11 protein-coding genes are annotated in these 10,708 nt (G+C 34.6%); 10 read left to right on the top strand and 1 reads right to left on the bottom strand.

Features of this window, described 5'->3' with window-relative positions; translation table 11 throughout:
• Nucleotides 1–126: 126 nt before the first annotated feature.
• The 9 genes from BW986_RS24170 to BW986_RS24125 all read left to right on the top strand — a co-directional run bounded on the left by BW986_RS24170 (nucleotide 127) and on the right by BW986_RS24125 (nucleotide 7,871).
• A complete protein-coding gene (locus tag BW986_RS24170) occupies nucleotides 127–663 on the top strand; it encodes a sugar O-acetyltransferase (protein ID WP_076371572.1) in 537 nt (178 codons plus the stop codon).
• Nucleotides 664–1,020: 357 nt separating this feature from the next.
• Nucleotides 1,021–2,424: a GABA permease gene (gene gabP, locus BW986_RS24165; protein WP_076371570.1), complete on the top strand. Its 1,404-nt coding sequence runs from the start codon at nucleotides 1,021–1,023 to the stop codon at nucleotides 2,422–2,424.
• Between the two features lie 351 nt (nucleotides 2,425–2,775).
• Nucleotides 2,776–2,988: a hypothetical protein gene (locus tag BW986_RS24160; RefSeq protein ID WP_076371568.1), complete on the top strand. Its 213-nt coding sequence runs from the start codon at nucleotides 2,776–2,778 to the stop codon at nucleotides 2,986–2,988.
• A 1,318-nt stretch (nucleotides 2,989–4,306) separates the two neighbouring features.
• Complete coding sequence (locus tag BW986_RS24155) at nucleotides 4,307–4,609, top strand: hypothetical protein (protein ID WP_076371566.1); 303 nt, start codon at nucleotides 4,307–4,309, stop codon at nucleotides 4,607–4,609.
• A gap of 612 nt (nucleotides 4,610–5,221) precedes the next feature.
• Nucleotides 5,222–5,407: a hypothetical protein gene (locus BW986_RS24145; protein WP_063236568.1), complete on the top strand. Its 186-nt coding sequence runs from the start codon at nucleotides 5,222–5,224 to the stop codon at nucleotides 5,405–5,407.
• Nucleotides 5,404–5,910 (top strand): hypothetical protein, encoded by a 507-nt coding sequence (locus BW986_RS24140; RefSeq protein WP_076371562.1) that lies wholly within the window; start codon nucleotides 5,404–5,406, stop codon nucleotides 5,908–5,910. The genes BW986_RS24145 and BW986_RS24140 overlap by 4 nt, the downstream gene beginning before the upstream one ends.
• Before the next feature lie 544 nt (nucleotides 5,911–6,454).
• Complete coding sequence (locus BW986_RS24135) at nucleotides 6,455–6,907, top strand: tetratricopeptide repeat protein (RefSeq protein ID WP_076371560.1); 453 nt, start codon at nucleotides 6,455–6,457, stop codon at nucleotides 6,905–6,907.
• A 161-nt stretch (nucleotides 6,908–7,068) separates the two neighbouring features.
• Nucleotides 7,069–7,503, top strand: coding sequence for a hypothetical protein (locus tag BW986_RS24130; protein WP_076371558.1), 435 nt, complete (start codon nucleotides 7,069–7,071; stop codon nucleotides 7,501–7,503).
• 173 nt (nucleotides 7,504–7,676) lie between these two features.
• Complete coding sequence (locus tag BW986_RS24125) at nucleotides 7,677–7,871, top strand: DUF6366 family protein (RefSeq protein WP_076371556.1); 195 nt, start codon at nucleotides 7,677–7,679, stop codon at nucleotides 7,869–7,871.
• Between the two features lie 519 nt (nucleotides 7,872–8,390).
• Here the strand turns inward: BW986_RS24125 and BW986_RS24115 are convergent.
• Entirely contained in the window at nucleotides 8,391–8,618 is a 228-nt protein-coding gene (locus tag BW986_RS24115; protein WP_076371552.1) for a hypothetical protein, read from the bottom strand.
• A gap of 499 nt (nucleotides 8,619–9,117) precedes the next feature.
• Between BW986_RS24115 and BW986_RS24110 the strand changes: the two genes are divergently transcribed.
• A complete protein-coding gene (locus BW986_RS24110; protein ID WP_076371550.1) occupies nucleotides 9,118–10,278 on the top strand; it encodes a CapA family protein in 1,161 nt (386 codons plus the stop codon).
• Nucleotides 10,279–10,708 lie beyond the last annotated feature (430 nt).

Raw genomic sequence — 10,708 nt, 5'->3', positions numbered from 1 at the left:
TCGTCAAGGGGTTGATGGGTTAGACTCTATTTTTGAGTTTAGATTTTCGTAGTAGATGGTGGCGGCGAGGAGCGCCGCCATAGGAGTTTCTTATGCAACTAAAGGGGCAGGTTAATTGAAGAAGGTATGAACGATAAAGAGAAAATCTATTATGAACGAGGAACAGAGGAACTAAAATTAAAAAATATTCGTGCTCATAAACTTGTTCAAGAATTTAACAATAGTGCTATAGAAGATTTCTCAAAAAGAGAAGAAACTATAAAGAATTTGTTTGGTACTGTAGGTGTTGATCCTAGTATTGAACACAATTTCCATTGCGATTTGGGCTACAATATCCACGTTGGCGATAATTTCTATGCTGGCTATAACTGCACTATTTTAGATATGGCAGAAGTTAGGGTTGGTGACAACTGTATGATAGGTCCCAATGTAGGGATATATACGGCTGGTCATTCAATCGAACCCAAGGATAGGAACAAGAGTGGATATGGAATACCAATTATAATTGGAAACGATGTATGGATTGGTGGAAGTTGCATAATCCTGGCTGGAGTCACTATTGGAGATAATTCAATTGTTGCTGCTGGTTCTGTTGTTACAAAAGATGTTCCTGCCAATACAATAGTGGCTGGAAATCCAGCAAAGATACTAAAAAGTATTTAATTTTCCAGTTGTTCTTTGTTGAACTAACGGGGCAGGATAGTTGAAGAAGTGTTTCTGGGTTAAATTGGGAGGAAAAAACTTACTGTTTTAATTCTGTTGTTAAAATAAAAGGTAAATCACGAACAGAGAGATAGATAGCGATAGTCATTTAAATACTCCCATTTTATACAATTAGCCAAAATTTACAGCGTTAGCCTAGCATAGAACGCTATAATTATCTGAATAATTAAACATTATGTTATATTATTTTCTAATTTTTTATATTCTTTGTCCAATGTAAATTAAGCGCCTTCATGTTAATATAAACCAAATTTAAAAAATGTTTAACTAATTAAACAACTATAAGGGGGGCATTTTATGGTAGACCAGGATAAAAGTCTTCAGCAGGGATTAAAGACACGTCATATGAGTATGATTGCTATTGCTGGGGTAATTGGTGCAGGGTTGTTTATTGGAAGTGGCGCTGTTATTAATGCTACTGGGCCGGGGGCGATTATTTCCTACTCTCTTGCCGGTTTAATTGTCATTTTTGTTATGAGAATGCTGGGAGAAATGGCTACTGTTAATCCAACTAGTGGATCCTTTTCTCAGTATGCCTCTGATGCCATTGGAACATGGGCAGGGTTTACGATTGGCTGGCTTTATTGGTTTTTCTGGGTAGTCGTTATTGCCATTGAAGCAATAGCAGGCGCTGCAATCATGCAATATTGGTTTAGCGATATTCCTCTTTGGCTGACTAGCCTAATTCTCACTGTATTATTAACATTGACAAATGTTTTTTCAGTTAAATCATTTGGTGAATTTGAGTACTGGTTTTCCTTAATCAAAGTTGTCAGTATTATTTTATTCCTTCTAGTTGGTTTTTCCTTTATTTTCGGACTTGCACCAGGTACTGGGTCAGTGGGACTAGCCAATCTTACAGGAAATGGCGGATTTATGCCGAATGGCTTTGGATCTGTTCTATTAGGTATAGTAATTGTCATATTTTCCTTTATGGGTACGGAAATTGTAGCTATAGCTGCAGGAGAGTCTTCAAACCCGAGAGAATCTGTCACGAAGGCAACAAATTCTGTAGTTTGGAGAATTCTTGTCTTTTATGTTGGTTCAATAACAGTAGTTGTTACTCTCCTACCATGGAATTCTGCTAGCATTTTAACCAGTCCGTTTGTTGCTGTTTTAGATCATATCGGAGTCCCTGCAGCAGCACAAATTATGAACTTTATCGTTTTAACTGCTGTTTTATCCTGCCTTAACTCTGGCCTTTACACTACTTCTAGAATGCTATACTCATTAGCTCAAAGAGGAGAAGCTCCGAAAAGGTTTATGAAATTAACTAAAAAAGGAGTACCGCGGAATGCTATTCTAGCTGGAACTTTCTTCTCTTATATAGCTGTAGTAATGAATTATTTTTCACCAGACACTGTCTTTTTATTTCTAGTAAACTCTTCCGGAGCCATTGCACTACTTGTGTATTTAGTTATTGCAGTCTCTCAATTGCGGATGCGCCGAAAAATGGAGCGAGAGAATCCCGAAGCTCTTAAACTTAAAATGTGGCTGTATCCTTACTTAACGTATCTTACTATTACCGGAATTTTGTTCATTCTAATATCAATGGCTTTTATCGAGTCTATGAGATCTCAGCTTCTTTTGACAGGATTAATTACAGCCATAATCATAGCATCTTATCTCATATTTAAGCCAAAAGTTGAAACTGAAGTGAGTGAAAAAAATGTTATTAGTGGTATAGAAAGGAATTTATAAATACATTTTCACACACTAGTGTTGCATAAATAATGTAATAAGTCAGTTTAGTTATCTTCCAATCAAGGAAAAACCTTAGAAATAGATTACGATTCAAACATTTAATCGCCGAGACAGCTGAGAAAGAAATAAAAGGTAACTACTTATTCATATAACAAGTGCTTTACTTCAATAAGGGAGTTGCTTTTGCAGCTCTTTTTCTTATGGAGCTAAAGGGGCAGGTTAGTTGAACAAGCTATGAAGATCCAGCTGAATACTTATGGAAAAAGAAGTTTTTGACAGTTATGTGAACTGGTAGGATTAGCGACTAGAAATACAGAATACCTTTTTTATCAAAAGGGGGCATCTTTAATGGAAAAAGAAAACTTACTTGCTGTAAAATGTTCGTGCTGCAAAAAGGAATTGGACGCAATAGACTTGGTCATCATCAATGAAGCACTTCAGCTGACGCATATTCAATGCCCTGATAAAGGAGAAAAAGCAATTATTGATGTAGGATATTTTAATGCTGTATCCCGAAAATACCTGACCTGTACTCGTGAAGAAGCCCCTATAAGTTTTTAGTGGAGCGTAAGTCCATGGCTATAAAATCCTTCTACAACTAACAAGTGTGTAAGCTGAAAATAAAAGCTATCTTTAAGTGAGTTTTTTTACTATAATTACCTTTTATTTAGATTCAGCATGAAATCGTTCCAGGATTTATTTGCATTGTAATAGGTTACGATATTAGTAATTTATCTATTTTAATTTTTATCATGATGAATTAAAGGTTATATATCCGAAATAATAAAATTAAAGTATACCAATTAATCTGTTTCTTTCACATATGGTTGTCTGGCTCCTGTAAGACACAATGTATTCTTTAGGGTATAATTGTCATATGACAGCAGAATCTTATTCCTTTTAGGACATAACTCCATATTAGTTAAATCCCAAATTTAATAAATCGGAGGTATGAATATTGAAAGACAAATTTAAAAAATTAATAAATGATCCAAAAGTTCAAAAGGCAGTAAAAGAAAAGGTAATTCCTTTGGTGAAAAAAGAAATTGAAAAAAGAAAAACAAATAAAACATAATCCTTATGAAGGACCTAGGCTGCACCGAATGGTTTCGATGTGATTAACTACGAACACACGGATGTTTCCGACATTAGAAAGATACCATTTGAAGCCAATTAAAATATAAACACATTATTAACTAACGAGTGTGTTAGTTATTTAGAAGGCCACCAAATTGGTGGCCTTTTGAATGTAAGATTTTTATACAAATCATACATTCAAATTAGAGAAGAAAGTACCCATATGCAACTAACGGGGCAGGATAGTTCTATAAGAGTAGTGTAGTCTCCTAGAGAAGTTACTTTAAAACTACTTTCATATGTGCCATCTTCCCAAAGAGTAATTTTATGACCATCTAGCCGTGCTAAATCTAATCTTTGTCATCATCATGCAATATATGGGGATCGGGGCGTAGAGGCGCTGTCTTCCCTGTTAGTGTCGCGGACGTTACTCCTCTAAAAATACCCGATATAGATTGTGAATTCTGATATGTCTTTGTTTTTTTGGGTGCTTGCGTCATTGTTAACCTCCTAAGTTGTAGTTTTAGTTTTAGCGATACAGTAATATTGTTTACAAGGAGAATGTTAGCTTATTCGATTAATTTCTTTAGGGACATATTCCCTATAAATTAAGAACTGATTTTCGTGGATATTTTGATTAAACTTTATTTTAAAAATACAATAGTTCAAAATTTGATAACAGTACTCTTCTCAGCCGGATTGCTTTTTTAGAGTGTTTCTATGTTTAATCTTTAAAAAATTTTACAGAGATTATTCCCTTTTCCATTTAGGTAAATTTTGGTATTGTGAGGGGGGTGAGGTTTTGGAAAATACAAGAAAATCGAACAAACAAGAAGCAATACCTTTGATATTGACTGTTGTTTTAGTTATAGCTGCATTACTGGTTTTTTTTATCGGCAGATCGGTACCGAATTTAGATTTAAGGATATCCATTTTTTTATTTTTTTTAATTGATATTGGATTTTTAGTGGCTTTGATTTTGGGAACCAAGGCAAAGCAATTTGGTATAAGAGTAATCAGCGTTTTGTCAAATGGCCTATTTTTTATTGCTTTATCTTTTCTTACTTTTGCCCTAGCTTTGGCCTATGGGCTTTCGGGACCATAAAGCAGGTTTAGCCATAATAAATCCAAATGATTAATTTTAGGTGCTTTAGGAGCTGTCTTTAAGGCAGCTTTTTCTAATGCAACTATAGGGGCAGAATAGTAAATAAGATATTAAAAAAATTATTTAATAACCGGAGAATTTATGAAAATAATGACTATTGGCATAATATTGGTTGTTGTTGGATGTAGTATTTTAGGGTGGCTAATTAAAGAAGCCTACAAAAATAATAAGGATGAAAGTACAAAAAATAAGATTCTCTATTTATTTTGGGTAATATTAGGTGTCTTACTAGATACAAGTGGATTAATCATTATCTATGGTCTTATTTTATTAGGAGTTCTTTTAATAGTCTATTACCCACTCTTCAACTAACGGGTGCGTCATTAAGGATAACCAAAACTAATCAAAATATATTATAAAAACTGGATACTAATCACAAGAAAAGAATAAGGGCTGTTAGGTATTTTTTTATCAAACTTATTTTCAAAGCTACACAGGCGGCTATTTCTAACAAACATTAAAGAACTGTCAATAGACCTGTTTTTTTGTACGAAAGAAGGATATTCACCAAGTTTCGACGAATATATCAATATACTTTTTGGAGGTGTTGATATGGCGATTTGTTGTGGAGAGTGTCACGTTGAATTAAAGAGTGATGATTATGTCACATTAGATGAATTTAGCACGATGAGGCACACATATTGCGGTTATGATCTTATTGCCGATCTGATCAAAGACATTGGGACTTATCGAAATATCAAAACAAAGTATTGGTTTTCCCGTGAGCGCACTAAATGAAAATCGGGGAAATCTTGGAGTTAATTAAAACTGATACACCAGCGAATATTGACAAAAAGGCTGATGTTCTTCTTTCAGAAAAATTACTAAGAAAAGCATTGAAAAAAGCTGGTTATGAGTATAGAAATTCAGGCGAAAAAGGCTGGTATTTCGTTGGTGAAGGTGACGAGGAAACGGTACAAGAGCAGCTTATTTATGACTTTGCAACAGCAGGAAAAGCAAAGGAGAACGTTTCAACTAATGTAAATAAAGAACCTATTAACGATACCAACCAACGTTCTAACGTTGGCATAAAACGTGGTAAAGAACTGGTCAAACAAGCGAACGAACAATCAGCACCAACCATAGAACGAACCAACATTATAAGAAAACGTTCTTCATTCGATATGGATGTTGAACTTATGAAGGAACTAAAAATACAAGCAATCATTCATGATAGGACGGTTTATGAACTAGTTGAAAGTGCCGTAAGGCACTATTTAGCTGAATTAAAGGGAAAATGATATGGCTGTGAAATAAAGTCACGATGTTTATAATAAAGTTACACCGTTTTACCCCTTTGGATAATATCCTCTAAAGGGGTGTTTTTATGTCCAAAAGATAAAGTACATCTGAAATTTAAAAATGGATCAAGGGTAATAGAGTTGTTCCGCTAAAGGGCGCGATTCTTTAATAAGAATTACTTTTCTTATAGAACTAACGGGTGCTTTACTTCAATGAGGGAGGTTGGTGAAGCAACCTTTTTGTTATGCAACTAAAGGGGGCAGGTTAGTTTAAATAGCGTACTTTATTCGAACTATGAGGCATATCAAATTATCCACTATGTTACAATTAAATTGGGTGTTTTAATGAAAAACCCACTGTTTTAATAAGGTTCTATATCTTACGTAGCAAGAAACGAATACGAGTTCTCAAATTAATTTTTCTGAAAATCAATAAAATCAAAGCTAAAAAAAAATTACCTTTAAGTTAAAAGTAATAATGGAAATATTTATTATCGTCATAACCACAAATAGAACGGCCAACCATCTTAGGGGGACAAAACACTTGATAGCATTACTATTACTTCTAATTTATATCGTATATAGAATTTATAAATCAAAAAGACCTTTAACAAAGTTTGGACATTTCTATGACAAAGCTTTTTATCTAGAAGAAAAAAAGGAATATGAAAAAGCCCTTGATCTAAGAAAACAAGCATTAGAATTAGATACACTTACTAATCTGGAACGTGCTGAATTAAATTTAGCTAATGCCAGAATGTATTTAAGGTTAGAACAATATAAAAAAGCAACTGACTACTTTGAAATATCATTTGAACTAGCAAAAGAAGAAAAGTTCCCGTTTTCTAAAGGGTTTGATGAGATAGTTGAAGCTTATTTACAGGCAAATCGCAAAGAAGATGCCATTGAATTAGTAAACAAGATGTTAGAAAGACAAAGCTACGATAAGAAATTTAGAAAATTACAATCCATAAAAGAAAAACTAAAATCAGTTTAAAAGAATACCATATTCATTTCCTAATTCAATTAGGGAGGAGCTAAGGCAGCCTTTTTATTATGGAACTAAAGGGGCAGTTTAGTTAAAGAAGTCTAATAAATAAAAGGCACAATTCCTTTTTATTTTATATATAGCAGAGGTATGTTAGAGGTGGTGGTTAAATGAAGGAAGATTACCCACGACAAGGATTAAGAATAAGATGTGAACAAGGCGTCTATCCAGAAGTTAGAAGGGCTTGTCTAGAGTTTGCAAAGTGGTTAAGAAAAGAATTTGAATTTCCCATTCGAGTTGTTGTATATCTAAAAAAAGATTATCAAATTAAAAGCAGGTTCGATAAAGAATTAGTATCGGGTACATTTTTTGGTCCTTTTGACAAAAGTGAAGAACCATATATAAGAATAGCTACTGGTGACTATTTAGAATTATTGGCGGAGAATGGGCAAGATGATGCACTTGCAGCTATTCTTGGTACTATTGCCCACGAGTTGGGACATTATTATCAATGGATTGATGACCTTGAACTTGATGAAGAAGGGGCAGAAAATAATAGTGAATATATGATGGATTTGTATGCTGAGACTAGAGACCATCCGTAAACGATTTAAGCACTTTGTTATTAAGCTAACGGGTGCTTTACTTCAATAAGGGAGTTGCTTTGGCAGCTCTTTTTTCTTATGGAACTATCGGGGCAGGATAGTTCAACAAGGATAATGGGTATTTGTGGTAAAATCTAAAAGGAATGATTGTTTAATTTACAAGGGGTGTTCAAATGAGTGAAGATAAAGAAACTCCTGAAAGAAGAAGAGAAAAATTAAGACAAGAAGAATTAAAAAGTAATCCTTCTAGCAGTGTTCACGGTGGAGGTCTTGCTGATTTAGTTGGTAGCTTAGGTTGGAAAGGTACGGGAATTCTTATTCTTGTAATCATAATTGGCTTTTTTTTTGTATCACTCTTCTTAAAGTAACGGATGCTTTAATTCAATAACAGGGGTTGCTGTGGCAGCCTTTTTTATGGAACTAACGGGGCAGGCTAGTTGGATTGCCTGCCAAAGAATAGGAGTGCTTTGTATTTATGGCAATAACAAAGAAAAGATTTTTCATTAGTTATATAGTAGGTTTCATACTCATGTATATTGCAAGCTCTGGTCTGCAATACTTCAGGGGGCAATCGATAAATTGGTTAGAGAATTTAGCATACGCATTCTGTTTCGTAGCATTTCATTCCCTTTTTAGTTGGTTATGGGGAGATTTTGATAAGAAAAAAGCCGATCACTAATACATAGTTTGTGTTAACTCTACAATAAGTCTTATAGAACTAAAGGGGTGCGTTAGCTTAAGATCGGAGCTGTCTTTAAGGCAGCTTTTTCTTTATGCAACTAACGGGGCAGTTTAGTTTAATAAGGATTCTTTTAATATGGTGAATTTTTTATCTAAAAAGGAAAGAAGCTTACTAATCTAAAAGACGATAATAACACTATTCCAATTTAAAAATAGCCTTCGTGTATATATTTAAAGTTCAATGTTCCTATAACTTCAAAATCATCTTGATGAATTTTCATTAATATTTCTTCAACACCATTTTGTTCATAACCTCTTCTAAATTGTACATTCCACCATTCTTCTTTGGAATTAGATATAACTACACCTATCTGTCCGATTAGTTCTTTTGAGGTAAATCTACAACTTTTCACTACAACTATACTATTTATCATATCTTACTTCCCTCCAATGATATTTCACAGTCCAATAGAAATGATTTAACACTTTTTCTAAATCATTCGTACCTTTTATAATAATATTTTTATAATATTCTTTATACTATGTGAAATCAATTTTTTTAACAAAGCAGATAAGAGAAAACTTCCCATGGAGTATGTAATTGAAAATGGTTGATATCAACGGTCAGGGGTGCTGAGGCAGCCTTTTTCTTATGTTTCTTTGAAATAAAGTTTGATCAAATTGCTACTTATAACCTTGATAAACGAACAAAAAGAAAATGCGTGTTTTGAAGTGACAGACAAGTGCTTTTAGATACAGTAGGCATATCAGAGATAGCAAGCACATATGACATAGCAACACATGATATGTCTTTTTTTCTTATTTCGTACTCTGTTTCAAACAAATGATGTGTTCATTTCAAATATCAAATCGATATTTTTGTTGTTATTTCCTAAAAACACTCTACTATTATAGTAGGAGGTAGCATTTGCCATGAAAAGAATACTAGTGTTTCTAGCTACATTTATGTGTTTGTTATGGATTCTTGCACCATTTGTAAAAGGTCAATTTCAAGAGGAACCAAAAGTCTCGGAAACAAAGGCAGAAAATAAAAAGAAACTTAAACCCGAAAGCGCTTCATCTCACGCTCATACACCTGTTCCGAAACAAAAAGTAACTGCGGCAACCATAGGCGCTGTGGGAGATATTTTGATTCACGATAGGGTGTATATACCCGCCCGCAAGTCAAACGGCTCATATGACTTTAATCCGATGTTCCGATTTGTGAAACTCTATCTGGGAAAAACGGATATTACGGTGGCTAATCAGGAAACGATGATTGGAGGGAAAGAAATAGGGCTTTCCTCATATCCTTCCTTTAATTCACCGGTTGAGGTGGGAGATGCTCTAAAGGAAAACGGGGTTGATCTCGTGACAATCGCCAATAACCATACACTTGACCGAGGAGAAAAGGCCATTTTGAATGCGCTTAACCACTGGAACAGTATTGGGATGCCTTATACAGGAGCTTATCAATCGTCTGAAGACCAGAAGATCATTCGAATATTAAAAAGAAACGATATTACCTTTTCGTTTCTCAGCTATACGTATGGAACGAACGGGATTCCTGTTCCTGAGGGGAAGCCACATCTTGTGAATTTAATTGATACCACGAGAATCCAGAAGGAAGTTAAAGAAGCAGAGAAAGTTTCTGATGTCGTTGTGGTCAGTCTGCATTTCGGCAAAGAGTATGAACGGTTGCCTAATGATGAACAAAAGCTGCTTGCTCAAACGACAGCTAATGCAGGCGCTGATATTATTATTGGCCACCACCCACACGTTTTGCAGCCTGTTTCATGGCTTACAAAACCAAACGGCGAACGGGCATTTGTTGCTTATTCGCTTGGGAATTTCTTATCCGGCCAGCAGGGAGATTACAAAGACATCGGCGGTATTATGCAAATTGGCGTAAAGAAAATCCAAACCGGGGATGATGTGAAAATCGAACTACAAAATCCCAAGTTCCTGCCAACCTGGGTCAACCGGCCATATGAGATCATTCCAATGAAAGCCTTGAGTGATCAGTCTGATAAATATAAAGAAATCCAAAAACATATGAATCAATTCATGCCTGAACTTTCATTTGATTTTTAATAAAGGTACGGTTTTTGGCATTGGGAAAAATTGTTTTACATAATGAAAAAGCCACCGGCTATGTAGCCGGTGGACCGCATATTCCTCCTAATAAGGTAAACACTATTCACCATGTTCCAGCTAAACGGCTTGAACCAACAGACGAACACGACTCATTGACAAAGAACCTATTTCCGTAAAACATACACGAAAAACTGTCATATGAGGTTATTTCTCTTATATCTAAAGTTGAAAAGTTGAAGAGTGGTGGAATTTAGATAAAATAGTCCGTTTTTTAAGAAAAAAGCAAAAACAAGATATTACCCCCTTGTTCAACGAACGGGTGCGTTAGCTGAAGATCAGAGCTGTCTTTAAGGCAGCTTTTTCTTTATGCAACTAAAGGGCAGATTAGTTCAACAAGGAATAATGCATTTGAAATAGAATTTATATA

Source organism: Peribacillus simplex (assembly GCF_900156045.1).
GTDB lineage: Bacteria > Bacillota > Bacilli > Bacillales > DSM-1321 > Peribacillus > Peribacillus simplex_D.
The sequence above is the reverse complement of the archived record's forward strand: the minus strand, read 5'-3'. Positions and strand labels throughout refer to the sequence as shown.

Coding starts and splice junctions, on each gene's coding strand:
- BW986_RS24140 (WP_076371562.1), top strand. CDS start 5,404: ATGAAAATCGGGGAAATCTTGGAGTTAATTAAAACTGATACACCAGCG.
- gabP (WP_076371570.1), top strand. CDS start 1,021: ATGGTAGACCAGGATAAAAGTCTTCAGCAGGGATTAAAGACACGTCAT.
- BW986_RS24145 (WP_063236568.1), top strand. CDS start 5,222: ATGGCGATTTGTTGTGGAGAGTGTCACGTTGAATTAAAGAGTGATGAT.
- BW986_RS24125 (WP_076371556.1), top strand. CDS start 7,677: ATGAGTGAAGATAAAGAAACTCCTGAAAGAAGAAGAGAAAAATTAAGA.
- BW986_RS24130 (WP_076371558.1), top strand. CDS start 7,069: ATGAAGGAAGATTACCCACGACAAGGATTAAGAATAAGATGTGAACAA.
- BW986_RS24115 (WP_076371552.1), bottom strand. CDS start 8,618: ATGATAAATAGTATAGTTGTAGTGAAAAGTTGTAGATTTACCTCAAAA.
- BW986_RS24110 (WP_076371550.1), top strand. CDS start 9,118: ATGAAAAGAATACTAGTGTTTCTAGCTACATTTATGTGTTTGTTATGG.
- BW986_RS24160 (WP_076371568.1), top strand. CDS start 2,776: ATGGAAAAAGAAAACTTACTTGCTGTAAAATGTTCGTGCTGCAAAAAG.
- BW986_RS24170 (WP_076371572.1), top strand. CDS start 127: ATGAACGATAAAGAGAAAATCTATTATGAACGAGGAACAGAGGAACTA.